The sequence below is a fragment of the Enterobacter sp. 168J2 genome (assembly GCF_034107265.1).
GTDB classification, from domain to species: Bacteria; Pseudomonadota; Gammaproteobacteria; order Enterobacterales; family Enterobacteriaceae; genus Enterobacter; species Enterobacter nematophilus.
In genome coordinates this window covers 1-24,618 of record NZ_JAWNEB010000003.1, presented here as the reverse complement: position 1 = coordinate 24,618, position 24,618 = coordinate 1, and the positions used below count along the sequence as shown (strand labels likewise).

The 24,618-nt window shown below is 55.6% G+C and carries 24 protein-coding genes and 1 tRNA gene; 11 read left to right on the top strand and 14 right to left on the bottom strand.

The window, feature by feature from the left end:
- From USG84_RS10685 to USG84_RS10675, 3 genes are all read left to right on the top strand, one after another.
- Positions 1-594 carry an XTP/dITP diphosphatase gene (locus USG84_RS10685; RefSeq protein ID WP_253543273.1) on the top strand — a complete coding sequence of 198 codons (594 nt, stop codon included), beginning with the start codon at positions 1-3 and terminating at the stop codon, positions 592-594.
- Positions 587-1,729 carry a radical SAM family heme chaperone HemW gene (gene hemW, locus USG84_RS10680; RefSeq protein WP_151412636.1) on the top strand — a complete coding sequence of 381 codons (1,143 nt, stop codon included), beginning with the start codon at positions 587-589 and terminating at the stop codon, positions 1,727-1,729. The genes USG84_RS10685 and hemW overlap by 8 nt, the downstream gene beginning before the upstream one ends.
- A gap of 63 nt (positions 1,730-1,792) precedes the next feature.
- Complete coding sequence (locus USG84_RS10675) at positions 1,793-2,131, top strand: endonuclease domain-containing protein (protein ID WP_151412637.1); 339 nt, start codon at positions 1,793-1,795, stop codon at positions 2,129-2,131.
- Between the two features lie 84 nt (positions 2,132-2,215).
- On the opposite strand, the gene USG84_RS10670 is transcribed toward USG84_RS10675, so the two are convergent.
- The 3 genes from USG84_RS10670 to trmB are packed head-to-tail and all read right to left on the bottom strand — an operon-like array spanning position 2,216 to position 4,035.
- Complete coding sequence (locus USG84_RS10670) at positions 2,216-2,932, bottom strand: DUF2884 domain-containing protein (RefSeq protein WP_151412638.1); 717 nt, start codon at positions 2,930-2,932, stop codon at positions 2,216-2,218.
- 57 nt (positions 2,933-2,989) lie between these two features.
- Positions 2,990-3,316, bottom strand: a complete 327-nt coding sequence (locus tag USG84_RS10665) for a YggL family protein (protein ID WP_151412639.1) — start codon at positions 3,314-3,316, stop codon at positions 2,990-2,992.
- Positions 3,316-4,035, bottom strand: a complete 720-nt coding sequence (gene trmB / locus USG84_RS10660) for a tRNA (guanosine(46)-N7)-methyltransferase TrmB (RefSeq protein WP_151412640.1) — start codon at positions 4,033-4,035, stop codon at positions 3,316-3,318. The genes USG84_RS10665 and trmB overlap by 1 nt, the downstream gene beginning before the upstream one ends.
- A 144-nt stretch (positions 4,036-4,179) precedes the next feature.
- Here trmB and mutY point away from each other — a divergent pair, with 144 nt between their 5' ends.
- The 4 genes from mutY to USG84_RS10640 all read left to right on the top strand — a co-directional run bounded on the left by mutY (position 4,180) and on the right by USG84_RS10640 (position 8,211).
- The gene (mutY, locus tag USG84_RS10655; protein ID WP_253543274.1) at positions 4,180-5,232 is read left to right on the top strand and encodes an A/G-specific adenine glycosylase; all 1,053 of its coding nucleotides are present in this window, start codon (positions 4,180-4,182) and stop codon (positions 5,230-5,232) included.
- 25 nt (positions 5,233-5,257) lie between these two features.
- The gene (locus USG84_RS10650; RefSeq protein WP_023309138.1) at positions 5,258-5,530 is read left to right on the top strand and encodes an oxidative damage protection protein; all 273 of its coding nucleotides are present in this window, start codon (positions 5,258-5,260) and stop codon (positions 5,528-5,530) included.
- Positions 5,531-5,586: 56 nt separating this feature from the next.
- Positions 5,587-6,663, top strand: a complete 1,077-nt coding sequence (gene mltC / locus USG84_RS10645; protein ID WP_061097099.1) for a membrane-bound lytic murein transglycosylase MltC — start codon at positions 5,587-5,589, stop codon at positions 6,661-6,663.
- Positions 6,664-6,954: 291 nt separating this feature from the next.
- The gene (locus USG84_RS10640) at positions 6,955-8,211 is read left to right on the top strand and encodes a nucleoside permease (protein WP_151412641.1); all 1,257 of its coding nucleotides are present in this window, start codon (positions 6,955-6,957) and stop codon (positions 8,209-8,211) included.
- A 33-nt stretch (positions 8,212-8,244) separates the two neighbouring features.
- On the opposite strand, the gene citG is transcribed toward USG84_RS10640, so the two are convergent.
- From citG to USG84_RS10600, 8 genes are read right to left on the bottom strand one after another with little or no spacing between them, the layout of a single operon-like run.
- Complete coding sequence (gene citG / locus USG84_RS10635; RefSeq protein ID WP_151412642.1) at positions 8,245-9,048, bottom strand: triphosphoribosyl-dephospho-CoA synthase CitG; 804 nt, start codon at positions 9,046-9,048, stop codon at positions 8,245-8,247.
- Positions 9,026-9,565: a citrate lyase holo-[acyl-carrier protein] synthase gene (citX, locus tag USG84_RS10630; RefSeq protein WP_151412643.1), complete on the bottom strand. Its 540-nt coding sequence runs from the start codon at positions 9,563-9,565 to the stop codon at positions 9,026-9,028. The genes citG and citX overlap by 23 nt, the downstream gene beginning before the upstream one ends.
- 2 nt (positions 9,566-9,567) lie before the next feature.
- The gene (gene citF, locus USG84_RS10625) at positions 9,568-11,085 is read right to left on the bottom strand and encodes a citrate lyase subunit alpha (protein WP_320738290.1); all 1,518 of its coding nucleotides are present in this window, start codon (positions 11,083-11,085) and stop codon (positions 9,568-9,570) included.
- Between the two features lie 10 nt (positions 11,086-11,095).
- Complete coding sequence (gene citE / locus USG84_RS10620) at positions 11,096-11,971, bottom strand: citrate (pro-3S)-lyase subunit beta (RefSeq protein WP_253543276.1); 876 nt, start codon at positions 11,969-11,971, stop codon at positions 11,096-11,098.
- Positions 11,968-12,261 (bottom strand): citrate lyase acyl carrier protein, encoded by a 294-nt coding sequence (citD, locus tag USG84_RS10615; RefSeq protein ID WP_061097093.1) that lies wholly within the window; start codon positions 12,259-12,261, stop codon positions 11,968-11,970. Before citD ends, citE begins: the two co-directional genes overlap by 4 nt.
- Positions 12,262-12,277: 16 nt before the next feature.
- A complete protein-coding gene (gene citC / locus USG84_RS10610) occupies positions 12,278-13,300 on the bottom strand; it encodes a [citrate (pro-3S)-lyase] ligase (protein ID WP_253543277.1) in 1,023 nt (340 codons plus the stop codon).
- A gap of 10 nt (positions 13,301-13,310) precedes the next feature.
- Positions 13,311-14,174 carry a fumarylacetoacetate hydrolase family protein gene (locus USG84_RS10605; protein ID WP_151412645.1) on the bottom strand — a complete coding sequence of 288 codons (864 nt, stop codon included), beginning with the start codon at positions 14,172-14,174 and terminating at the stop codon, positions 13,311-13,313.
- 17 nt (positions 14,175-14,191) lie between these two features.
- On the bottom strand, positions 14,192-15,553 hold the full coding sequence (locus USG84_RS10600; RefSeq protein WP_023333366.1) for a 2-hydroxycarboxylate transporter family protein: 1,362 nt from the start codon (positions 15,551-15,553) through the stop codon (positions 14,192-14,194).
- Between the two features lie 345 nt (positions 15,554-15,898).
- On the opposite strand from USG84_RS10600, the gene USG84_RS10595 reads away from it, so the two are divergent.
- The gene (locus tag USG84_RS10595) at positions 15,899-17,524 is read left to right on the top strand and encodes an ATP-binding protein (RefSeq protein WP_253543278.1); all 1,626 of its coding nucleotides are present in this window, start codon (positions 15,899-15,901) and stop codon (positions 17,522-17,524) included.
- Positions 17,514-18,206, top strand: coding sequence for a response regulator (locus USG84_RS10590; RefSeq protein ID WP_151412646.1), 693 nt, complete (start codon positions 17,514-17,516; stop codon positions 18,204-18,206). Before USG84_RS10595 ends, USG84_RS10590 begins: the two co-directional genes overlap by 11 nt.
- A gap of 108 nt (positions 18,207-18,314) precedes the next feature.
- On the opposite strand, the gene USG84_RS10585 is transcribed toward USG84_RS10590, so the two are convergent.
- Complete coding sequence (locus USG84_RS10585; RefSeq protein ID WP_320738261.1) at positions 18,315-20,450, bottom strand: ornithine decarboxylase; 2,136 nt, start codon at positions 20,448-20,450, stop codon at positions 18,315-18,317.
- 181 nt (positions 20,451-20,631) lie between these two features.
- On the opposite strand from USG84_RS10585, the gene USG84_RS10580 reads away from it, so the two are divergent.
- Both USG84_RS10580 and USG84_RS10575 read left to right on the top strand, forming a co-directional pair.
- Positions 20,632-21,345, top strand: a complete 714-nt coding sequence (locus tag USG84_RS10580; RefSeq protein ID WP_151412647.1) for a DUF554 domain-containing protein — start codon at positions 20,632-20,634, stop codon at positions 21,343-21,345.
- Between the two features lie 95 nt (positions 21,346-21,440).
- A tRNA-Phe gene (locus USG84_RS10575) sits at positions 21,441-21,516 on the top strand.
- A gap of 700 nt (positions 21,517-22,216) precedes the next feature.
- Here the strand turns inward: USG84_RS10575 and USG84_RS10570 are convergent.
- Entirely contained in the window at positions 22,217-23,431 is a 1,215-nt protein-coding gene (locus tag USG84_RS10570) for an SIR2 family protein (RefSeq protein ID WP_253543280.1), read from the bottom strand.
- Between the two features lie 185 nt (positions 23,432-23,616).
- Positions 23,617-24,618, bottom strand: a 1,002-nt coding sequence (locus tag USG84_RS10565) for a hypothetical protein (protein ID WP_320738260.1), incomplete at its 5' end; no start/stop codon positions are given.

The window sequence follows — 24,618 nt, the reverse complement described above, 5'->3', positions numbered from 1 at the left end:
ATGCAAAAAGTTGTTCTCGCGACCGGTAACGCCGGTAAAGTGCGCGAGCTGGCCTCGCTGTTAAATGATTTTGGGCTGGACGTGGTGGCTCAGACCGAGCTGGGCGTGGAGTCCGCCGAAGAGACGGGGCTGACGTTTATCGAAAACGCGATCCTGAAAGCCCGCCATGCGGCGCAGGTAACCGGCCTGCCCGCGATTGCCGACGACTCCGGTCTGGCCGTCGATTTCCTCGGCGGCGCGCCGGGAATTTACTCCGCGCGCTATTCCGGCGTGGACGCCACCGACCAGCAGAATCTGGAAAAGCTGCTTGTGGCCCTGAAAGACGTGCCGGACGAACAGCGCGCCGCGCAGTTCCACTGCGTACTGGTTTATATGCGTCACGCGGAAGACCCAACGCCTATAGTCTGCCACGGCAGTTGGCCGGGCGTGATTACCCGTGAAGCGGCTGGCAGCGGCGGCTTTGGCTACGACCCGATCTTCTTTGTCCCGACCGAGGGCAAAACCGCTGCGGAACTGACCCGCGAAGAGAAAAGCGCGATTTCCCACCGTGGACGCGCGCTGAAACTGTTACTGGAAGCACTGCGTAATGGCTAATTTGCCGCCTCTGAGTCTGTATATTCACATCCCGTGGTGCGTGCAGAAATGCCCGTACTGCGATTTCAACTCGCACGCGCTGAAGGGCGAAGTGCCGCACGATGACTACGTCGCGCATCTGCTGGCCGACCTGGATGCCGATGTACCTTACGCACAGGGACGTGAAGTTAAGACCATTTTCATTGGTGGCGGTACGCCGAGCCTGCTGTCAGGCCCGGCAATGCAGACGCTGCTGGACGGCGTGCGTGCACGCCTGAACCTGGCGGCGGATGCGGAAATTACGATGGAAGCCAACCCCGGCACCGTTGAGGCCGACCGTTTTGTCGAGTATCAGCGCGCGGGCGTGAACCGCATCTCCATCGGCGTGCAGAGCTTCAGCGAGCCGAAGCTGAAGCGTCTGGGACGCATTCACGGACCGGAAGAGGCGAAGCGAGCGGCCAACCTCGCAACGGGGCTTGGCCTGCGCAGCTTTAACCTTGATTTGATGCATGGCCTGCCGGATCAGTCCCTGGAAGAGGCGCTGGACGACCTGCGCCAGGCAATTGAACTGAACCCGCCGCACCTGTCTTGGTATCAGCTCACCATCGAACCCAACACCCTGTTCGGCTCCCGCCCGCCGGTGCTGCCGGATGACGATGCGCTGTGGGATATCTTCGAGCAGGGCCACAGGCTGTTGACCGCTGCCGGGTATCAGCAGTATGAAACGTCCGCGTACGCAAAGCCGGGCTACCAGTGTCAGCACAACCTGAACTACTGGCGCTTTGGCGACTATCTGGGCATTGGCTGCGGCGCGCACGGCAAGGTGACCTTCCCGGACGGACGCATTCTGCGCACCGCCAAAACCCGCCACCCGCGCGGGTATATGGAAGGCCGCTACCTGGAGCGTCAGCACGACGTTGAGGCGGCGGATAAGCCGTTTGAGTTCTTTATGAACCGCTTCCGCCTGCTGGAAGCCGCCCCGCGCGCGGAGTTTGCGCTGTACACCGGGCTGGCGGAGTCGGTGATTCGCCCGCAGATTGACGAGGCGCTAGCGCAGGGGTATCTGACCGAGTGTGATGAGTACTGGCAGATCACCGAGCACGGCAAGCTGTTCTTAAACTCCCTTCTTGAGCTGTTCCTCGCCGAAGATTCCTGAAGCCTGATTCAGGATTTTGCATCCCGTTCTGCCGGCTGAGGGAAAGGCTGGCAGAGTGTGGGGATGGAAAAATCAAAACAACTCCGCAAACAAATGACACCCGAAGAATTACGCCTCTGGTATCTGCTCAGAGGTCGCCGCTTCTTTGGGTATAAGTTTCGCCGACAGATGCCGGTTGGACCGTACATCGTGGATTTTGCCTGCTTTAAAGCGAAGCTGATTGTTGAGCTGGACGGGGGGCAACATCAGGATAAAGAGGCCTATGACTCTCGTCGCACCGAGTTTTTAAATGCGAACGGCTGGGAAGTCGTACGGTTCTGGAATCATGAGTTCAGGACTAATGAGGAGGAGATGCTGATGGAAATTCTGCAAAGATTGCAATGCCTGATGCCCTCACCCTAACCCTCTCCCACAGGGAGAGGGAACTGGTTACTCCCTCTCCCTTGGGGAGAGGGCCGGGGTGAGGGGGGCCCAGCGCGCAGAGGGCTACTTCAACGTCCCCACCAGCGCCTTCCGGCTATCTTCCAGCGACACCACGCGTTTACACACGTCTTTGCCGAACTGCTGGAAATCATCTTCCTGGTTCTTCCACTCGTTCTGAATCGAGGTCTGCAGGCCGCCCAGGCTGCCCAGCACGCCCTGTAGCGGGTTACCGCCGCCTTTCAGCACGGCTTTGGCGCCCATCTCGTTGATGCTGTCCTGCAGGATGCCGCCCATCGCCTGGTTCACCAGCTGCTGGCCGTCAGCGCGAACCTGATCGATCGCCTTGTAGTGGAACGTCATGCCGTCGGAGCGCGTCTCGATAATGCGGTTCATCTGCTCTTTGAGCTGCTTGTCGAGCCTGGTCAGGCGGGAGCGCATGTTGCTGCTCTCCCCCACCTCTTTAGTGATGATTTTGTCCAGCGCGACGCGGCTCTTTTCGACGCGCGTCAGGGCGCCTTCGTTAATCCATGGCAGCGCGGTACGCAAATCGGCCTGATAATCTTTCGCCTGCTCACGCTGTGCGGCAGTCAGGGTGTACTGTTTGCCGTTAAAGGTGACGTTCCCTTCCGGCGTAATCACCAGATTGCCGTTCTCGCCTTTGACCTGCACGGTTTGCGGGCTTAACACCACGTCATCGCGCGGGGTGACGCTACATTGATAATCCGCATGGGCGGTGAATCCGGTTGCCATCAAAGCAACAGCCAGCAACGTTTTGCGCATCTTAAACACTCCCTCAGACAAAATGGGCCAGCTAATGCTGGCCCGCTTACTGCTTTATTAGTCCCACCAAACGTCGAAAAGTTCGCTGATGCGGACATCTTCCAGCTTGTGCTCTTCAAGCCATTTGCGAACCAGCGCCTGATGTTCTTCGGTGCATTTGCCCACTTCCTGGGTGCAGATCAGACCTTCCCACGCCAGATAGCCGCTACCGTCGAAGGCCAGCTTGTTAGGCTCGATTACCTCGTTGATGAACGCATCCACGTCCCGATCGATCTGTTCTACACTGGTGCCTTCCGGGAAGCGCCAGGCAACGGAGAAGCCCACTTCCTGGAATTCTTCGATGTGCATCTTTTTACGCAGACGACGGCTACGATTCTTTGCCATTATTTCACCCTCTCGAACATTAAGTCCCATACACCGTGACCAAGACGATGGCCACGCTGTTCAAATTTCGTTACCGGACGCGATTCCGGACGCGGTACGTAGTCGTTGCTCTCGGACTGGTTTTTGTAACCATCCAGCGACGACATCACTTCCAGCATGTGTTCCGCATAAGGTTCCCAGTCGGTCGCCATGTGGAAGACGCCGCCCAGTTTAAGCTTACTTTTCACCAGCTCGGCAAACGGTGCCTGAACGATACGGCGTTTATTATGACGCGCTTTGTGCCACGGGTCAGGGAAAAAGAGCTGAACCATGTTCAAAGAATTGTCATGAATCATTTTGTGCAGCACTTCCACCGCGTCGTGACACATCACGCGCAGGTTCTCAACGCCCTCTTCATGGGCGGTTGCGAGACAGGCGCCCACGCCCGGCGAGTGTACTTCAATGCCGAGGAAGTTCTGCTCAGGACGCGCCTTCGCCATGGTCACCAGCGATGTGCCCATACCAAAGCCGATCTCAAGCGTGACGGGCGCGTCGCGGCCAAACAGCTCAGTAAAGTCGAGTGGCTGCTCGCTAAACTCAACGCCCATCACCGGCCAGTAGTTGTCCAGCGCGTGTTGCTGCCCTTTTGTCAGGCGGCCCTGACGACGGACAAAGCTGCGAATACGGCGCAGCGGGCGGCCGTTTTCATCAAATTCCGGTGAAATGACGTCGTTTTTCATAAAAGAGTTGTCTGCTTGTGAGAGTGTTCGGGAAACGGGCATTATCCAAAGTTAAGGCTTCTATGCAAGCATGGGAAAGATCCGGTTTACAGCAGATTGACGCTGTGCTGCAATCTGCGTCCCTGATTATGCGAATCGATGACCATGCAAGCCTCTCAATTTTCAGCCCAGGTGCTGGACTGGTACGACAAATACGGGCGTAAAACCCTGCCCTGGCAAATTGAAAAAACGCCGTACAAAGTATGGCTCTCCGAGGTGATGTTGCAACAAACGCAGGTCGCCACGGTGATCCCTTACTTCGAGCGTTTCATGGCGCGCTTCCCGACGGTGACCGATCTGGCCAACGCCCCGCTGGACGAGGTGCTGCACCTGTGGACCGGTCTTGGCTATTACGCCCGCGCACGTAACCTGCACAAGGCCGCACAGCAGGTCGCGACGCGCCATAACGGTAAATTCCCGGAAACCTTCGACGAGGTGGCGGACTTACCCGGCGTCGGGCGTTCAACCGCAGGCGCCATTCTTTCCCTGTCTTTAGGCAAGCATTTCCCGATCCTCGACGGCAACGTGAAGCGCGTGCTCGCGCGCTGCTATGCCGTCGACGGCTGGCCGGGGAAGAAGGACGTAGAAAAACGGCTGTGGGAGATCAGCGAAGCGGTCACCCCGGCGAAAGGCGTCGAGCGTTTCAACCAGGCGATGATGGATCTTGGCGCAATGGTCTGCACGCGCTCAAAACCAAAGTGCGAACTCTGCCCGGTGAATAACCTCTGCGTGGCCTACGCCAACCATTCATGGGCGCAGTATCCAGGTAAAAAACCCAAACAGACGCTGCCGGAGCGCACCGGCTATATGCTGCTGATGCAGCACGGCAACGAGGTGTTCCTCGCCCAGCGTCCGCCAAGCGGCCTGTGGGGTGGTCTATACTGCTTCCCACAGTTTGAGGATGAAGCCTCGCTTCGGGAATGGCTTAAGCAACGCGGCATTGCGGCAGATGCCCTGACGCAGCTGAACGCGTTCCGCCATACTTTCAGCCATTTCCATCTGGATATTGTGCCTATGTGGCTTCCCGTGTCCTCATTCACCTCGTGCATGGATGAAGGCACTGCTCTCTGGTATAACTTAGCGCAACCGCCATCAGTCGGGCTGGCGGCTCCCGTGGAGCGCCTGTTACAGCAATTACGTGCCGGTGCAATGGTTTAGCATCGGCTAAAAAAGAGGAATACGTATGGCCAGAACCATTTTTTGTACTTTCCTGCAGCGCGACGCTGAGGGCCAGGATTTCCAGCTTTATCCAGGAGATCTGGGTAAGCGCATCTACAACGAGATCTCCAAAGAAGCCTGGGGACAGTGGCAGAAAAAGCAGACCATGCTGATCAACGAGAAAAAGCTCAGCATGATGAACCCGGAGCACCGCAAGCTGCTGGAGCAGGAGATGGTGAGCTTCCTGTTCGAAGGCAAAGACGTACACATCGAAGGCTATACGCCGCCGGAAAAATAACAGCGTGCGGGTGAAACCCCGCCGTTAAAGCAAACACAACACGCACTCCCGGAATGATGAAAAAACTTTTAGCGCTAGCCCTTGTTGCGCCGTTGCTGGTCTCGTGTTCGTCCAAAAAAGGCGATGAATACAACGAAGCCTGGGTCAAGGACACCAACGGTTTTGACATTTTGATGGGGCAGTTTGCCCATAACATCGAGAACATATGGGGATTTAACGAAGTTCTTATTGCCGGACCGAAGGACTACGTTAAGTACACCGACGCCTATCTGACCCGTAGCCACATCAACTTTGATGAGGGTACGATCACCATTGAAACCATCGCAGGCACCGACCCTGCGGCACGGCTGCGTCAGGCGATCGTCAAAACCCTGTTGATGGGTGACGATCCGGGATCTATCGATCTCTACTCCGATGCGGACGACATCACCATCTCAAAAGAGCCGTTCCTGTACGGTCAGGTTGTCGACCAGACCGGACAGCCGATCCGCTGGGAAGGCCGTGCCACGAAATTTGCCGACTACCTGCTGCAGACGCGCCTGAAAAGCCGCTCTAACGGCCTGAAGATTATCTACAGCGTCACCATTAATCTCGTGCCGAACCACCTCGACAAGCGTGCGCATAAGTACCTCGGCATGGTGCGTCAGGCCTCGCGCAAGTACGGCGTGGATGAGTCGCTGATCCTGGCAATTATGCAGACCGAATCGTCGTTCAACCCGTACGCGGTCAGCCGTTCTGACGCGCTGGGGCTGATGCAGGTTGTCCAGCACAGCGCCGGTAAAGATGTCTTCCGCTCGCAGGGCAAATCCGGCACGCCGAGCCGCAGCTACCTGTTCGACCCGCAAAGCAACATTGATACCGGCACGGCCTATCTGGCGATGCTGAACAATGTCTATCTTGGCGGAATTGATAATCCGACCTCACGTCGCTACGCGGTAATCACCGCCTACAACGGCGGCGCGGGCAGCGTGCTGCGCGTGTTCTCGAATGACAAAGTGCAGGCCGCGAACATCATCAACAGCATGGCGCCGGGGGATGTCTACTCAACCCTCACCACCCGCCACCCGTCTGCGGAATCCCGCCGCTATCTGTACAAGGTGAATACGGCGCAGAAGAACTATCGTCGCCGCTAGAAACTAACATCTCCCCTCACCCTAACCCTCTCCCCAAAGGGGAGAGGGAACTTGAACACCCTCTCCCCTTTGGGGAGAGGGCAGGGTGAGGGGGAATAAACCGCACTCACCCCATCCCACCCATACGAAAATGTTATTTGCATCACAATCCAAACTGCAAATTAATGTGGATTGCATTTTTTTGCGGGAGGTAACAAAACATATCGTTGCCAACTGATAGAATTGCATCAAATAACAACCCTGAATGTTCCAAAAACAACATATCTCCCGCTCACTTGTGAGGAAAGTAACATGAACCTTAAGCTGCAGCTTAAAATATTGTCGTTTCTGCAGTTCTGCCTGTGGGGTAGCTGGCTGACTACACTCGGCTCCTATATGTTTGTGACGCTCAAGTTCGACGGTGCGTCAATCGGTGCCGTATACAGCTCGCTGGGTATTGCGGCTGTCTTTATGCCAACGCTGCTCGGTATCGTGGCGGATAAGTGGTTAAGCGCGAAATGGCTGTACATGCTTTGCCATCTGGTGGGTGCGGGGACGCTGTTTATGGCGGCCGAAGTGACCACGCCGGGGGCGATGTTTATGGTGATCCTGCTTAACTCGCTGGCCTATATGCCAACGCTTGGGCTGATCAACACCATCTCCTACTACCGCCTGAAATCTGCCGGCCTGGATATCGTCACCGATTTCCCGCCTATCCGTATCTGGGGCACCATCGGCTTTATCATGGCGATGTGGGGCGTGAGCTTCGCGGGCTTCGAGCTGAGCCATATGCAGCTGTACATCGGCGCGGCGCTCTCCGTGCTGCTGGCGCTGTTCACCCTGACGCTGCCAACCATTCCGGTGTCTAACCAGCAGAAAAACCAGAGCTGGAGCACCATGCTCGGCCTGGACGCGTTCGCGCTGTTCAAAAACAAACGCATGGCGATCTTCTTTATCTTCTCCATGCTGCTGGGCGCGGAGCTGCAGATCACCAACATGTTCGGCAACACCTTCCTGCACAGCTTCGATAACGATCCGCTGTTTGCCGGCAGCTTTATCGTTGAGCACGCGTCGGTGATGATGTCCATCTCGCAGATCTCCGAGACGCTGTTCATCCTGACCATCCCGTTCTTCCTGAGCCGCTACGGCATCAAGAACGTTATGCTGATCAGTATCGCCGCGTGGATGCTGCGCTTCGGCCTGTTCGCCTACGGCGACCCGAGCGCGTTCGGTACCGTGCTGCTGGTGCTGTCGATGATTGTTTACGGCTGCGCCTTCGACTTCTTCAACATCTCCGGTTCGGTGTTTGTGGAAAAAGAGGTGAAGCCTGAAATCCGCGCCAGCGCGCAGGGTATGTTCCTGATGATGACCAACGGCTTCGGCTGTATTCTGGGCGGCGTGGTGAGCGGTAAAGTGGTTGAGATGTACACCACCAACGGCATCACCAACTGGCAGCCGGTGTGGCTGATCTTCGCGGGGTACTCGCTGGTGCTGTTCTTCGCGTTTATCGTGCTGTTCCAGTACAAGCATGTACGCGAACCGCACGGCGTACAGCCAGTCGCGCATTAATTGTTGTGCCGGGCAGGCGAAGCCGCCGCCCGGCTATTTTATTGCAGCAAGTACCCACCCCACTGACAGCAAATCCGCGCTGCCTCCAGGGCTTAAATTCCGTTCGATCAATGCATTATCCATTCTACGCAACGCCTCGCGGTCCCAGCCGTTAGCCAGCAGCTCCCGCGCGTAGCCCTGAACGTAGCGCAGCCCCTGAATGCCGCCGCGCGACACGAGATTGCTGTCCTGATTGACCGCCATCAGGCGCAACAGCAGGCCGTGAAGCGACCGTTCGTTCCACTGCCTCAGCGCCTTACGTACCGTCGCAAAACCGCTCTCCGCTTCGCCTCGTGCCCCGGTTAAGCCGTACTGCTGATACTGCCGCTCGCCCGCCGTCGCCCGTCCGCTGCGCGCGGCCAGCTCCCGCGACACCAGCCCGCGGCAGATGTTACTCACCTCACAGCAGAGACTGTCTGCCGAGACGTTTTTCACACGCCCGGCGGCGAAGCACAGTAAACCCAGAGCAAAAATCCCGCCCTTGTGGGTGTTCACCCCGCCCGTCGCGACGTACATCGCCTGCTCGCAGGCCATCCCCATCGGGCGGATTATCCGTAGCTGTGCGTCAGCGGGCTTATCCGCATGCGCGTTACCAAGTTCCGCAAAGCGTGAAAACCAGGGCGCAATCGCCATAATGCTGCGGACAAACAGCGCGTGGTCCATATCGCGATGGGAACCGCTGTTAAGCGTGTCCACCAGCCCCGGCTTGGGCGTCAGCTCCAGCTCCTGCCACAGCGCCGCTTCGGCAAGCGAGGGCACGTCAGCCGGGCGCGGCTTAGTCGCGAGCAAACCAGTCATCAATCATCTTCTCCACGCGGGAAACCACCGCCTCAACAGGATGCTTTCGTGAACGGGAGCAGGCGTGAGCGGGCTCGTCGCAGATCAGGCAGCGTCTGAGGTTCGCCCCCAGCGACTGGCGCCCGACGTGGCCGTTCTGAGGGCAAATCACGTCCAGATCCCACAGCCTGCCGAGCGGGTGCGTCTGCTCCAGCTCCGCACAGTGCGCTTTGATTTCCACCGCCGGATGCGCCACGCACCAGATGGCCTCAGGCCCGGTGGGCAGCCACAGCACCTGACGATCCAGCACCTGCCAGCGGTGCTCCCACAGCAGCTGGTCGCACGTTTGTAGCGCCACGCCCATGGTGTTGCGATAGCGCAGGCTGTCCTTAATTTCCCCTGGCGTGACCAGCGTGAGGGAGATCACCGGCTGTTTATAGTGCTCAAGCACGTCAGCCTGACGGGCTGCGCGGCGCTCTTTCGCCGCCAGCAGTTCCTCCAGGCTGACACCCGCCCGCACGGGTGTCGCAATCGTCATATTCACTCCTTTACCTGTCGCACAGTGTCGATCACGCTGCCGTCGCGGTAGCGGATCACCCCGACGATTTTGTCTGTAAATTCAATCGGTTTTGGTACGCCGGTCAGGGAAATTGCCCGCTCGTAGAGCGCGCTGATGTCCACAACCTTCAGCCCGGCCTTCAGCAGACGCTCGCGGATCTCCGGGCGCGCCGGGTTGACCGCAATGCCGTGATCGGTAACCAGCACGTCGATGCTTTCGCCTGGCGTAAGCCGCGTGGTAACCCGCTTCACGACCGTCGGAATGCGGCTTCGCAGCAGCGGCGCGACGACGATGGTCAGGTTTGCCGCGGCGGCCACGTCGCAGTGTCCGCCGGACGCGCCGCGCATCACGCCGTCGGAGCCGGTAATAACGTTAACGTTGAAATCAACGTCGATTTCGAGGGCGCTGAGGATCACCACGTCGAGCTGGTCGCAGCTTGCCGCCTTGCTGCCGGGGTTGGCGTAAACGTTGGTGGAGATCTCCACGTGGTCCGGGTTGCGCGCCAGCGAGGCCGCCGCCTGGCCGTCAAAGCACTGGGTGTCGAGCAGCTTTTCAATGAGCCCCTTCTCGTGCAGATCCACCAGGCTGCCGGTGATGCCGCCGAGCGCAAAGCGCGCCTTCACGCCGCTGCGCTCCATCTTCTCTTCCATAAAGCGGGTGCAGGCGGTGGCCGCCGCGCCGGAGCCGGTCTGCATCGAGAAGCCCGGTTTGAAGTAGCCGGAGTGTTCAATCACGTCCGCCGCATAGCGGGCAATCATCAGCTCGCGCGGGTTGCTGGTGACGCGCGCCGCGCCGACGCTGATTTTCGCCGGGTCGCCCACGCTCTCCACCTGCACGATGTAGTCCACCTGGTCCTGCACCAGGCTGGCGGGCATATTGGGGAACGGCACCAGCTCTTCGGTCAGCAGTACCACCTTGCGGGCAAAGTGCGCGTCCACCATCGCGTAGCCCAGGGAACCGCAGCACGATTTACCGTGCGTCCCGTTGGCGTTGCCAAACTCATCGCTGCACGGCACGCCGAGAAACGCCACGTCGATATTCAGCTCGCCGTCCTGAAGCAGCTTCACGCGCCCGCCGTGGGAGTGAATCTGCACCGGCTCGTCCATCAGCCCGTGGGAGATGGCGTCCGCCAGCCTGCCGCGCATGCCCGAGGTGTAAATCCGGGTGATGACGCCGCTTTCGATATGCTCGATCAGCGCGTCGTTGCAGGTCATCAGCGAACTGGAGGCCAGCGTCAGGTTTTTGAATCCCATTCGCGCCAGCAGCGCCACGACGGTGTTGATCACCCGGTCGCCTTCGCGAAACGCGTGGTGGAAGGAGATGGTCATTCCGTCCCGCAGGCCGCAGCGCTTAACCGCCTCTTCAATGGAGGCGCAGAGCTTGCGGCTATGCTTCGCGTCGCTGTCCGCCAGCCACGGCGTGGCGCTGTGGGCGGTATCAAAGGGTTTTAAGTCTCGCAGATGGGGAAAATTCACGTGAAGAAGTTCTGTCTGATTCATCATCTCATCCTTACCGACGCACGCCGGAGGCCGCCGCGCGCTCCAGCACCACCTGCGCGTGGTTAATAATCGGTGCATCCACCATTTTGCCGTTGAGCGACACCACGCCCAGGCCGTTACGCTCGCCCTCTTCTGCCGCCTCAATCACCCTTTTGGCGTGATCCACCTCTTCCTGAGTCGGGGCGTAGGCGTTGTGCAGCAGGTCAATCTGGCGCGGGTTAATCAGCGATTTGCCGTTGAAGCCCATCTTGCGGATCAGATCGACCTCGCGCAGGAACCCGGCCTCGTCGTTAACGTCTGACCACACCACGTCGAACGCGTCGATGCCCGCCGCGCGGGCGGCGTGCAGCACGGCGCAGCGGGCGTAGAACAGCTCGGTGCCGTCGCCGCGCTCGGTCTGCATGTCCATCACGTAGTCAAAGGCGGCCAGCGCAATGCCGATGAGGCGCACAGAGCTGCGGGCAATCGCCACGGCGTTGATGACGCCAACGGCTGACTCAATCGCTGCCATCACGCGAGTGGAGCCAACCGCCCGGCCGCACTCGCGCTCAATGCGCTCAAGGTGGCCTTCCAGCTCGTAGATGTCGTCCGGCGTGTCGGTTTTCGGCAGACGAATAACGTCCACGCCCGCGCGCACGGCCGCCTCCAGATCCAGCAGGCCAAACGGCGTGCTCAGAGGGTTAATGCGTACCACGGTTTCGATATCCTGATACATCGGGTGCTGAAGCGCGTGGAACACCAGCATGCGCGCGGTATCCTTCTCGCGCAGGGCGACGGCGTCCTCAAGGTCAAACATGATGGAGTCGGGGCGATAGATAAACGCGGTGGAGAGCATGGCGGCGTTGGCGCCCGGCAGGAACAGCATACTGCGGCGGAGCTTGCTCATTTCAGCGCCCCCCAGTTGATGGCCTGCTCATCGGCAGCGCGCAGAAGCGCGCTCTGCAGGCGGGCGCGGATCACACAGTCCAGCGCCCCTTTGTCTTCAATAATGATGAGTCCCTGGCGCACGTTCATAGCGCACAGCGTGTCGTTGACCACCTGGCGAATCTGCTCGCCAAACTGCTTAATCACTTCACTGTGGATGACAATCTCCAGCTCATCGTGAGCGGGAGCGATTTTCACCATCAGGTCGCTGGACTCCTGCGTTCCGGCCAGCGCCTCCCTTACAATTTTCATGATAAATTCCTGATAGTTATGCGACTTCCGCACTCGCACGATAATGCGTTTCGAGATGCGCGAAGGTGGAGTCCGGGACGATCTCCCGGATCCGGGAAAACTGCTGTGTCTTCAGTAAGCGGCGCACTTCGGACGCCGAAATAGCGTTGCCGGTGGCCTTGATGCGCGGCATTTCCACCACCTCGATGTGCGAGGCCAGCAGGTCGTGCAGCGTCTGGTTGTACTGGCGGGTGATATCGCAAAACGGCTCCGAGCCGATGAAGCGGTGGGTGATGCCGAGCGCCGGGGCGATGAAGTCCCGGAAGATCAGCACGTCGATCTCGCTCCACGCCTGCTGCACTTTGCCGGTCTCCTTCAGGAAGTAGGCCGGGAAGGTGGCGCGGGAGATGATGTACTGCGAGCCTTCATGCACCACCACGTTTGGCAGATGCGCCACGCCCGCGCGCACCATCTCAAGACGGGCGCTGAACGGGAAGAAGGACGCGTCTTCACGCACCACGAACAGATGCAGGGCATCGCACCGCTGCGCCGCCTGCTCCACCAGATGTCGGTGGCCGAGGGTGAACGGATTGGCGTTCATCACTATCGCGCCAATGTTCTCCCCGCACCTGCGCTTCGCGCGCAGGGAACGGCAGTAGCGCTCGATACCCTGCGGGGTGTTCTCCATCAGCACCGCGTTGTTGCCGCTCTGGGCAATCGGCCAGAAGCCGCTGCGGGCAAAGCGCTCCCGATTGCACGGACGGGTGCAGAGGAAGAGGTGAAAATGGCCGCGCTCCAGCGCCGCATTTTCCACCTCTGCCAGCAGCCGCGCGCTGAGGTTCTCGCCGCGAAGCTGCTCGTCGACCGCCACGCACTTGATAACGTTGGCGGCAAGCCCTGCGCAACCCACCAGCTGCGCGCCGGACCAGGCTTCGACAAACAGCGTGATGTCGTTGTCCAGGCCAAGGCCGCTGTCTGCCAGCAGGTAGCGGATCTGGCTTAAGCGTTCCGGGTGTTTCGCCACGAGGGTGTGGCGAAAATCGATGGGTTGACTGTTCATGCCGCCTTTCTCAGTGAGCCGCCGCAAGCCCGACGGCTGGCGCTTCCACGATCACGTTGCTCAGATGACCGATATGCTCGATCTCCACCTCAATGCGATCCCCCTCCTTCATAAACAGCGGCGGGTTACGCTTTTTACCCACCCCGCCCGGAGATCCGGTGATGATCACGTCGCCCGGGCTTAAGCGGGTGAAGGTGCTGATGTACTCGATCAGCTCCGCGACCTTGTGGATCATGCTGCTGGTGTTGTCTTCCTGCACCATGCGGCCGTTCAGCCAGGTGCGGATCGCAAGCTGGTGCGGATCCGGGATCTCATCCGCCGTCGCCATCCACGGACCAAACGCCCCGGTCTGGCGCCAGTTTTTTCCGGCGGTGAACCAGGTGTGCTGCCAGTCGCGGGCGGAGCCGTCCATGTAGCAGCTGTAGCCCGCCACGTGGCGCAGGGCGTCGTCGCGTCTGATGTTCTCCCCGCCCTTCCCGATGATCACCGCCAGCTCGCCTTCGTAGTCGAATTCGCTGGAGTGGCGCGGCTTCAGCACCGGCTCGTTGTGGCCGGTTTGTGAATCCGGGAAGCGGACGAACAGCGTCGGGGCCGGGTTGTGCTGGTCAAACTCCTTGCGCTTGTCGGCGTAGTTCATGCCCACGCAGAGGATTTTTTCCGGCTGCACGATCACCGGCAAGAAGGTGATGGCGCTCATCGGCACGTCCACCGCGTCGTTCAGGTAACGGGTGGCCAGCGCCAGCCCGTTGCCCTGCAGCAGCGCCTTGAGGTCGCCGTAGCGGTCGCCCAGACGGCGGCCTAAATCAATCACGCCTTCGGCCTGGACGATGCCGTAGCTGCGTTTTCCCTGGTATAAAAAGCTTGCGAGTTTCATTGTTCTTTCCTGAATACTTAAACGAGGAAGTTACCCAGAATCAGCAGTGAAATAGAGACGTTAATCGCCCCGCCGATTCGGGTTGCAATCTGGGCGAACGGCATCAGGCTCATGCGGTTGCCTGCGGTCAGGATCGCCACGTCGCCGGTACCGCCCTGCCCGCTCTGGCAGCAGGAGACGATGGCGACGTCAATCGGGTGCATACCAATCTTTTTGCCGACGAAGAAGCCGGTCGCCACCAGCGCGGAGACGGTGCTGACGATCACCAGCAGGTTGCTGACGGTGAAGGCCGCCACCAGTTCATGCCACGGGGTGATGGCCACGCCAACGGCGAAGAGAATCGGGTAGGTCACCGAGGTCTGGAAGAATTTGTACACCACCTGCGAGCCTTCCAGCAGGCGCGGAGAGGCGCCGTTGCAGAGCTTCACCAGCACCGCCATAAACAGCATGCCGACCGGAGCAGGCAGGCCAATCAGCTTGTGGCCGAGCATGCCGAGCATGTAGAGCAGCACCGCCAGCAGCGCGCCGGAGGCGATGGTGGTGACGTCCGCTTTGCCGGAAAACGCTGGCTGCGAGACGGTGGCATCGGCATTCGCGCGGTTAGGCATCAGCTGGCCTTCACCGGTCAGGTGCGGGTAGCGTTTACCGAGCTGGTTCAGGCAGCCGGAGATAATGATTGCCGTCAGGCCGCCGAGCATCACCATCGGCAGCACGCGGCCGAGCGCCACGCCCTGGTCCATGTGCAGCAGGGTGGCATAGCCGATGGAAAGCGGAATTGCCCCTTCCCCGACGCCGCCCGCCATAATCGGCAGAATGATAAAGAAGAAGATCTGGAACGGCTCAAGGCCCAGCGCCAGGCCGACGCCCATCCCCACCAGCATGCCGACGATTTCTCCGCACAGCATCGGGAAGAAGATGCGCAGGAAGCCCTGAATCAGCACGGTGCGGTTCATGCTCATGATGCTGCCGACAATAATGCAGCAGATGTAGAGATAGAGAATGTTGGTGGATTTGTAGAACTTAGTGGTGGACTCGACCACCACGTCCGGCAGCAGGCCGTAATAGACCAGCGCGGAAGGGATAAAGGTGGCGCAAATCGCCGCCGCGCCGAGCTTGCCGACAATCGGCAGGCGTTTGCCAAACTCGCCGCAGGCAAAGCCGAAGAAGGCCAGCGTCGCGACCATCACCACGATGTCGCTCGGCAGCTTTCCGCCCAGGCAGTCAATCGCAATCAGCGCGCCCGCCAGAACGAACAGCGGCAGAGGAATAATCCCGATTTTCCAGGTATCCATAATATGCCACCAGCGCTCCTTGAGCGAAGGCCGCTGAATTTCAATCGGGTCGTGGGTAACAGAGAAAGAATCGTCAGTTGTGCTCATAATAAGCCCCTTAGTTATTTTGTGCGTTCAGCTTAGAGTCACAAAGGCTTACTTTATGTGAGGAATGGCATATTAAAAGCGAAGTTTTAATGGCAGCTATGGTTTTAATGGTTTCTTTTATTTAATGTGATTTATGCCTTATTTATTATCGTGGTTTTTATGGTTTCTTTTCTGAATTGAACAAGCAAATAACATTTAACTTAGCGACATGAAGAGCCTAAGCCTTCAGGATAAATCATTTACAGCCCTTGCTGTGCAAGGGATCACAAGTTTCCCGCAAAGCGGACATCCGCATGAAAAAAGATGATATATTGACGATCTTTGCCGCTACTTTGCGTGATAGTTATGAAAGTCTCTTTCCAGATTAAGCTGTTTATTTCGCTGGTTGCCTTTTTCTCAGTGCTTTTTGCGCTGCTGGGCGGATATTATTATGCCGATGTCGGAAAACAGCTATATCAGGAAATGAGCGCGCGCGCCAAAATACAGGCGGAAGAGATTGCGCTTATTCCGTCATTGCGTACTGAAGTTGAACAAAAAGATATCAACGCCATTCATGATTTTATGCAGAAAATGGCCGCGCACAGCGACGCCAGCTTTATTGTCATTGGCGATAATACGGGACGGCATCTTTTTCACTCCGTCTTTGCCGACAGGGTGGGCACGACGCTGGTCGGCGGCGACAATGAAGCCGTGCTGCATGGAAAGAGCACGACAACCATTCGTAAAGGCGGGCTGGGCATTTCGCTGCGCAGTAAAGCGCCCATTTTCAACGACGCCGGGCAGGTAGTCGGCATTGTTTCGGTGGGCTATCTCACCAGCTACCTGGACACCATTACCGTCAGTAAAGTGGTCAATATCCTGATTGCCGCCGTGCTGCTGCTGATCGCCCTCTTTGTCTTCTCCTGGTTCTTTACCCGCAGCATCAAGAAGCAGATCTTCTCCCTGGAGCCACGAGAAATCGGCCTGCTGGTGCGCCAGCAAAAGGCGATGATGGAGTCCATCTACGAAGGCGTAATCGCCATTGATAACGAACGGCGCATAGAGGTAATCAACCAGGCGGCGCGCAAGCTGCTGGGCCTGAGCCAGCCGGCCCGGGAACTGCGCGGGCAGTTGATAAGCCAGGTGATCGATCCGGTCCCGTTCTTCGACACGCAGACGATGCTGGCGAAAGATACCCATGACGAGATTTGCCGCTTTAACGATCTCACGGTCATTGCCAGCCGGGTACACATCATGCTTGAGGGGTCACTGCAGGGCTGGGTGATCACCTTCCGCGATCGCAACGAGATCGACTCGCTGAGCGCCCAGCTCAGCCAGGTAAAACGCTACGTCGATAACCTGCGCATTATGCGCCATGAGCAGTTAAACCGGATGACCACCCTCTCCGGCCTGCTGCATATGGGCCGCTATGAGGAAGCGATTGGCTACATTCAGGCGCAGTCGGAGCATGCCCAGGAGCTGCTGGACTTTATCTCCTCCCGCTTTAGTTCCCCGACACTTTGCGGGCTGCTGCTGGGGAAAGCCGCCCGCGCGCGGGAGAAAGGCGTCGAGCTGAGTTTCGATCCGGCGTGTCGGCTGGACAAACCGTTCCTGCCGCTGGGGGAGCAAGAGCTGATTTCGATTATTGGCAACCTGCTGGATAACGCCATCGAAGCGACGCAGCGGTCGCCGCTTCCCCATGCGCCGGTGGAAGTGCTGATAAAACTCAGCGAGCAGGAGCTGATTATTGAAGTGGCCGACCAGGGCGTTGGCATTACACCGGCGATCCGTGACCGGATCTTTGAACGCGGCATCACCACCAAAACGCGGGGCGATCACGGGATTGGCCTGTATCTGATCGAAAGCTACGTCACGCAGGCTGGCGGCACAATAGAAGTTGCCGATAACACGCCGCACGGTGCCATTTTCTCACTGTTTATCCCGGCCTCGGGAACCGTCCGGCAACTGGAAGATACCGACTATGCAACATGAACTTATCGACGTACTGATTGTTGAAGACGAGAACGAACTGGCACAGCTGCACGCGGAGCTGATAAGTAAACATCCGCGCCTGCGGCTGGTCGGGATTGCCTCGTCGCTGGCCGACGCGCAGGTTCAGCTTGAGAGTAAACAGCCGCAGCTGATGCTGCTGGATAACTATCTGCCTGACGGCAAAGGCATCACCCTTATCAGTAACCCGATGCTGACCCGCGCCAACTGCTCGGTGATTTTCATCACCGCCGCCAGCGATATGGACACCTGCAGCCAGGCGATTCGCAACGGCGCGTTTGACTATATCCTCAAGCCGGTCTCCTGGAAGCGGCTCAGCCAGTCGCTGGAGCGCTTTGTGCAGTTTGCCGAACAGCAGCGGGTCTGGAAGATTGTCGACCAGCAGAACGTCGATTCGCTCTATCAGCTACAGGCGAAAAACTACCGCCAGGACAGCGGCAGCAAGGGCATTGAGGAGAATACGCTGGCGCGGGTTCAGGCGCTGTTTAACGCCAAGGCAACCCACTGCTTTTCGGTAGATGAAGTGGTAAGCGAGACGGGATTGAGTAAAACCACCACCCGGCGCTATCTGGAACACTGCGTGGAAACGGGTTTTCTGAGCGTGGAGATGCTGTACGGCAAGATTGGGCACCCGAGGAGGATGTACAAGCGTAGTGCGGCTTAATCCCCTCACCCCGGCCCTCTCCCCAAAGGGGCGAGGGTGAAAAGACGGCTCCGTGCCATCCCCTCTCCCCTTTGGGGAGAGGGTTAGGGTGAGGGGCAACGGCCCACACTACTTCAACACATACCCATACAGCCGCTTGATCCCGTCGGCATCCTTCTCGCTGTACACGCCCTGCAATTCCGGCGAGAAGCCCGGCAGGAGGTTGATGCCCTCCTCCAGCGCCAGGAAGTAGCGCTGTACCGCCCCGCTCCAGACTTCACCCGGCACCACGCACAGCACGCCCGGCGGATAGGGCAGCGCCCCTTCAGCAGCAATGCGCCCTGCGGCATCCCGTATGCGCACCAGCTCCACCTCTCCGCGAATATAGGCCCGGTTCGCATCCTGCGGGTTCATCACCACCGCAGGCAGGCTCTCCTTGCGGAACATCGCCTTCTGCAGATCCTTCACGTCAAAGCTGACGTAGAGATCGTGCATCTCCTGGCACAGCTGGCGGAGCGTGTAATCCCGGTAGCGCACCGGGTATTTCTGAAAGATCGTCGGCAGCACGTCCGCCAGCGGCGTGTCGTCTTCAATATGCTGCTCAAACTGGCCCAGCATCGCCACCAGCTGCGCCAGCTTCTCGCTGCTTTCGGCAGGCGTCAGCAGGAACAGGATCGAGTTGAGATCGCACTTCTCCGGCACGATGCCGTTTTCACGCAGGTAGTGCGCCAGAATCGTCGCCGGGATACCGAAATCCGTGTACTCCCCGGTTTCGGCATCAATGCCCGGCGTGGTCAGCAGCAGCTTGCACGGGTCGACAAAGTACTGCTCGCTCGCATAGCCTTCAAACCCGTGCCATTTGGCCCCCGGCTCGAAGCTGAAGAAGCGAAGCTCGCTGGCGATAGCGTGAGTCGGATGATCCTGCCACGGCCGCCCCGCCACCACCGGCGGGATAAACGGTTTGATCATATGGCAGTTGGCAATGATAGCCTTGCGCGCCTCAATGCCCAGCTCGACGCACTCCGCCCACAGCCTGCGCCCGCTCTCCCCTTCGTGGATTTTGGCGTTCACGTCCAGCGCCGCGAACAGCGGATAAAACGGGCTGGTGGAGGCGTGCAGCATAAACGCGTTGTTCAGCCGCTTGTGCGGGCAGAAGCGCGCCTGGCCGCGAATGTGGTTATCCTTTTTATGGATCTGCGACGTTTGCGAGAACCCGGCCTGCTGCTTATGCACCGACTGGGTCACGAAAATGCCCGGATCGTTCTCGTTCAGCTCCAGCAAGAGCGGGGACGTTTCCGCCATCATCGGAATAAACTGCTCGTAGCCCACCCAGGCGGAGTCAAAGAGAATGTAGTCACACAGATGGCCGATCTTGTCGATCACCTGGCGAGCGTTGTAGATCGTCCCGTCGTAGGTGCCAAGCTGGATGATCGCCAGGCGGAACGGGCGGGCCTCGTCGGCCTTCTCCGGCGCAGCCTCGCGGATCAGGTTCCGAAGATACGCGTCATTAAAGCAGTGCTCGTCAATCCCGCCAATAAAGCCAAACGGATTTCGCGCTGCCTCAAGATACACCGGCGTGGCGCCCGCCTGGATCAGCGCCCCGTGGTGGTTAGATTTATGGTTGTTGCGGTCGAACAGCACCAGGTCGCCGCGCGTCAGCAGCGCGTTGGTCACCACCTTGTTGGCCGCTGACGTACCGTTCAGCACAAAGTAGGTTTTGTCCGCGTTGAACACTTTCGCCGCGAACTTTTGCGCGTGCTTGGCGGAGCCTTCGTGGATCAGCAGATCGCCCAGCTTAACGTCGGCGTTGCACATGTCGGCGCGAAACACGTTCTCACCGAAGAAATCATAGAACTGTCGCCCTGCCGGGTGTTTTTTGAAAAATGCCCCGTGCTGGTGGCCCGGACAGGCGAAGGTGCTGTTGCCCATCTCCACGTACTGGCTCAGGGTGTCGAAAAAAGGCGGCAGCAGATCCTCTTCGTAACGGCAGGCGGCGCTCTCCAGTTCCAGAAACTCCTGAGCTTTACCCGAGATAATCGCCGTGACGCCATCAGGCATCTCTCCAGGCTCTTGCGAGAACATAAACACCGGTAGCTGAAAGCCCGTACGCTTCAGCAATGCGAGAATGCCGCTGTAGCTTTCAACCACCGTAATGACGACTGCCGCCACATCGGTGAAATCGGTGTTATCCAGCGTCACCTTTTCACGGTGCGTAGAAACTTTGGATACCAGCTCATGGCTGACGGCAATTTTCATGGTTTTCATAAGCGCAAATACCCTCACCGAACGGTGAGACAGGAAGGAGAAAATTCGCGCAATCATGTCACCTTTTATTTTGAGGCGCAAGAAGGAATCAGTATGCACGAAACCACCCAAAGCTAAGGCCCGCGCTGGCCTGACGTGCCATAATAATGCAATATCAATGAGTAAATAACAGGAGTTAACCGTGGTTATCGGGCCATTTATTAACGCCGGAGCCGTATTGCTGGGCGGCGTACTGGGCGCAGTGTTGAGTCAGCGGCTGCCGGAGCGTATCCGCTCATCCATGCCCTCTATATTCGGCCTGGCATCCTTAGGCATCGGCATCCTTTTAGTGATCAAATGCGCCAACCTGCCCGTCATGGTGCTGGCCACCCTGCTCGGCGCGCTGATTGGCGAGTTTTGCTACCTGGAAAAAGGCATCAATAGCGCGGTAGGCAAAGCCAAAAACCTGATTGCCCGTCCGGGCAAGGCGAAGCACGGCACGCACGAGTCGTTTATTCAGAACTACGTCGCCATCATTATTCTGTTTTGCGCCAGCGGCACCGGGATTTTCGGTTCGATGCAGGAAGGGATGACGGGCGACCCGAGCATATTGATTGCAAAAGCGTTTCTCGACTTCTTCACCGCCACCATTTTCGCCACCACGCTCGGCATTGCCGTTGCCGCGATTTCCGTGCCGATGCTGCTTATTCAGCTGGCACTCGCCACCTGCGCCACCTTGATTCTTCCGCTGACCACGCCGGCGATGATGGCGGACTTCACCGCCGTCGGCGGCCTGCTGCTGCTGGCGACGGGCCTACGTATTTGCGGGATCAAGATGTTTGCGGTGGTGAATATGCTGCCCGCATTGCTGCTCGCCATGCCGCTTTCTGCGCTCTGGACGCACTTTTTCGCTTAAGAGTGCGGCGAAATGGCGAGAGATTGCGCAGTCTGTAACGAAAACAACATTTTTCGTTGACGGCAACGGGCAGATCGGGTTTAATGCGCCCCGTTGCCCGGATAGCTCAGTCGGTAGAGCAGGGGATTGAAAATCCCCGTGTCCTTGGTTCGATTCCGAGTCCGGGCACCACTATTCATAAGGCCTCGCTGCAAAGCGGGGCTTTTCCTTTTCTGGCTACGGTAGATTTCTGGTCGTTGCAACAGGTTATTTGTTTGCTGGATTTCTCACCTTTTTCGCAGATCTTCGTTACTTTTAGACGTATCAACATCCTCTGGTATGCCTTTCCTTACCTCACAGCTACGGTCTTTCTACGGTCCCTTTCTCTCAGATTATTCATAATGAAGTAGAAAATACGGGGGAAACGGGGGAATTATCATTTCGCCTTAATCCGCTGATCTTAACGTGATTTTGTCGCGGGGAATAAAGTGGGGAAATCCCCGTTAGCAAGCGGGGAAACCTGACAACATATGCCCTCCACCAGTCACATGGGGATCTCCACTAGTCCGTCCACCTGCAACAAGCTCTTCTTTATCTTTCACTTCTTACCGTTACTAGAATCCCCCACTCTCCACTCCTTCATAAAATGATTTATCAGTAATAACACTTCTTAGCCTAAACGTATTGCACTGTTCAATCTAAGAACCAGTTTTAAGCAAGGGCGTACATAGCCTGTGGTAGCTTGGCATAAAACTAATTAAAGATATATTATCTAAATAGCTGACGACTTAGATATTTTGCACTATCAGTAGCGCTGATAAATATCTGACGGCTATTTACATATCATCATGAAACGCAATTTTCATGCTAACTGAAACAACCAGAAAAAATATTAATTCCACCCCATAAAAGTCAACAAGTTACAAATATCAGTTTCATCAGAAAAATAACCCTTGATAACTCTCAAGTGAGAATTCGGTATACCAAATTCCAGTCGAAACTTATCGGCGACTTTCTCTGGTTGAGGATCCAATATAGTAACATAAGGAATGTTTTTCCTATTCATAAATGCATCAACAAAAAGTTGGTTACTTTTTAAATCTGTTCTAGGGAAAGAATACCCAATAATAATGATATGATCTGCTCTTTCAATTCCTTTTTTAGCATTATCCCACAGGCCATCAAATAAAGCCCCATATCCATGGTAATTTTTTATTTTTACCGGAGGGATTATCAATGGAATGGATACTAGACCTCTATCACTCGCAATCCCCTCAGGAACCCAAGGTAATTTCATTCTGGTACGAACTAAAAAATGTCCATTATCAACCATCCTACCACGATCATCTAGTATATTTGGTGGATAATATCCATAAGAGAAATCCTCATAACCTGCTGAATATCTCCCAGCGAAACATGGATAAGGTTCAATGGTATTTTCATAGACCCATACAGTATCTGGTGCAGATTCCTGCGTTAGCACTATATCCTTTTCAGGGCTCATTGGATGACTACTTAACCAATTTACAGAGCCATGTAACTTAATTAGTTGTGGCGCATTCAAATTTGTATCATTTGGAGCCACCCATCCATTACGATATATACTTTTAGGTAGGAATCCATATCCAACATCAGTATTCCAATCCGTTTCAACATTTAAAGCACGATCCATTAGGGTATCCCAATTGAAAGTAGCAATCATATCGTGATGGGATAATATTTTTGCTAAAGAGGAGTGAGGGCGTGATACTGGACCATTTTGAATTGAATTTATTACTGAAGAAAATATGAATATTAGCTGGGTGTAAGACTTGAAAGCTCTTATTCTATCTATAGTAGCCTCTTTACCTATATATAAATTTAGATTTTCTTCTATTTCAGTGTATAACTCCTCTATGTCAATATCCTTTGAAAAGAATTCACTTGGATTTTCTTCTTTAACTCTTACAATAAAATCCATTAAACCATCTATAAGAACCCATGGATTGGATGAGACCTCCAAATGACAAAATGTAGAGAAAAAATCCCTTGCAATAGGCATTTTCACGCCTGTAGGACTATCAGAATAAGCTTTTGATGCTCCAGCCCCGAGTAACAAAAAATTCATAAGATCTTTCCCCCCGAGGAGTTAGAAAAAATTAAAGTAAGTAACTTCGTTCATGACAATTTGACTAAACATATTTCAAAATTATCCTTAACCAGTTTTTAATACTCCAAATCATCAAGTATGATTACTACCTCAGATAGATTTAATGAGGATTATTTAATATATAACCCTAAGTAAATGACGAACTAATTATTACTCAGGAGGATATTTTTAAACAGCAATCGATGGATCGGGCTTTCACTATAATTAAAAATCTCTTCATCACCAAGTAAAAACTGCAAATATGCATCATCTAAATTCGTCAAAAATTTAGCGGAAAAGACAAGCTTTTCCTTACTAAGCAATATAAATTTAATTATTTCATCTTGCGTAATAAGATATTTATCCTGTTCATCTTGCAATGCACTTTTATTCCACGCGTGAATCAACACAGGACGAGAGTTAGTATCCACCTTGAATATAAATGAAAAAATCCTTTCTGAGCAACCATCTGCATCACCATCATATGATTGACTAAACACCCACCCTTTTTTTTCACATGGAATTTCGTCATACTCAATAACGAACTCCTTTGTTCGAATCCCACTCAATAGTTTACCATAGAAAATTTCAGATTTTTCTATAGTGTCAGCAATAATCATTGATTTTTCCTGCATGTCATTAAGCTTTATTCTAATGGCTTCAATATAAACCTCATCATCTGTATGATTAGTAACTATACTTGAAAGTTGTAAAATAATACCTTTTGTCAAACGAAGATCTTTTTCAAGGCTGAATAATCTATATTTCAACATTTTCAAGGCTTGCAAATTAACGTATTCTAAATTTATTTCACTACTTGGCTGATCTAAAAAATGAAATAATTTTTGGTCGTGTTCGCTACAGTAACCTGGAAAGTTTGTAATATCACGTATGTGTTTATTACAAAAAGAAAAAAAGAATGAATTATTTTTTAGATCGCGTTTTAAAACGAATGCTTTATTATCACAATCGGCGAGGTGTATCAGAACCGATTTTTCTGAAAGTTCATGCGAGTAAGCGCTAGGTTTTTCACAATGTTCATGACCACACAGCCAATTTTTCTTTTTACCTTCATTGATGATTTCACCATACACTGCATTCACTTGATGATGAATATCTTTTTTTGGGTTTTGATAGAAACCTAAGAGAAGAATATCTCTTAGAGA

Coding starts and splice junctions, on each gene's coding strand:
- USG84_RS10685 (WP_253543273.1), top strand. CDS start 1: ATGCAAAAAGTTGTTCTCGCGACCGGTAACGCCGGTAAAGTGCGCGAG.
- hemW (WP_151412636.1), top strand. CDS start 587: ATGGCTAATTTGCCGCCTCTGAGTCTGTATATTCACATCCCGTGGTGC.
- USG84_RS10675 (WP_151412637.1), top strand. CDS start 1,793: ATGGAAAAATCAAAACAACTCCGCAAACAAATGACACCCGAAGAATTA.
- USG84_RS10670 (WP_151412638.1), bottom strand. CDS start 2,932: ATGCGCAAAACGTTGCTGGCTGTTGCTTTGATGGCAACCGGATTCACC.
- USG84_RS10665 (WP_151412639.1), bottom strand. CDS start 3,316: ATGGCAAAGAATCGTAGCCGTCGTCTGCGTAAAAAGATGCACATCGAA.
- trmB (WP_151412640.1), bottom strand. CDS start 4,035: ATGAAAAACGACGTCATTTCACCGGAATTTGATGAAAACGGCCGCCCG.
- mutY (WP_253543274.1), top strand. CDS start 4,180: ATGCAAGCCTCTCAATTTTCAGCCCAGGTGCTGGACTGGTACGACAAA.
- USG84_RS10650 (WP_023309138.1), top strand. CDS start 5,258: ATGGCCAGAACCATTTTTTGTACTTTCCTGCAGCGCGACGCTGAGGGC.
- mltC (WP_061097099.1), top strand. CDS start 5,587: ATGAAAAAACTTTTAGCGCTAGCCCTTGTTGCGCCGTTGCTGGTCTCG.
- USG84_RS10640 (WP_151412641.1), top strand. CDS start 6,955: ATGAACCTTAAGCTGCAGCTTAAAATATTGTCGTTTCTGCAGTTCTGC.
- citG (WP_151412642.1), bottom strand. CDS start 9,048: ATGACTGGTTTGCTCGCGACTAAGCCGCGCCCGGCTGACGTGCCCTCG.
- citX (WP_151412643.1), bottom strand. CDS start 9,565: ATGACGATTGCGACACCCGTGCGGGCGGGTGTCAGCCTGGAGGAACTG.
- citF (WP_320738290.1), bottom strand. CDS start 11,085: ATGAATCAGACAGAACTTCTTCACGTGAATTTTCCCCATCTGCGAGAC.
- citE (WP_253543276.1), bottom strand. CDS start 11,971: ATGAGCAAGCTCCGCCGCAGTATGCTGTTCCTGCCGGGCGCCAACGCC.
- citD (WP_061097093.1), bottom strand. CDS start 12,261: ATGAAAATTGTAAGGGAGGCGCTGGCCGGAACGCAGGAGTCCAGCGAC.
- citC (WP_253543277.1), bottom strand. CDS start 13,300: ATGAACAGTCAACCCATCGATTTTCGCCACACCCTCGTGGCGAAACAC.
- USG84_RS10605 (WP_151412645.1), bottom strand. CDS start 14,174: ATGAAACTCGCAAGCTTTTTATACCAGGGAAAACGCAGCTACGGCATC.
- USG84_RS10600 (WP_023333366.1), bottom strand. CDS start 15,553: ATGAGCACAACTGACGATTCTTTCTCTGTTACCCACGACCCGATTGAA.
- USG84_RS10595 (WP_253543278.1), top strand. CDS start 15,899: ATGAAAGTCTCTTTCCAGATTAAGCTGTTTATTTCGCTGGTTGCCTTT.
- USG84_RS10590 (WP_151412646.1), top strand. CDS start 17,514: ATGCAACATGAACTTATCGACGTACTGATTGTTGAAGACGAGAACGAA.
- USG84_RS10585 (WP_320738261.1), bottom strand. CDS start 20,450: ATGAAAACCATGAAAATTGCCGTCAGCCATGAGCTGGTATCCAAAGTT.
- USG84_RS10570 (WP_253543280.1), bottom strand. CDS start 23,431: ATGAATTTTTTGTTACTCGGGGCTGGAGCATCAAAAGCTTATTCTGAT.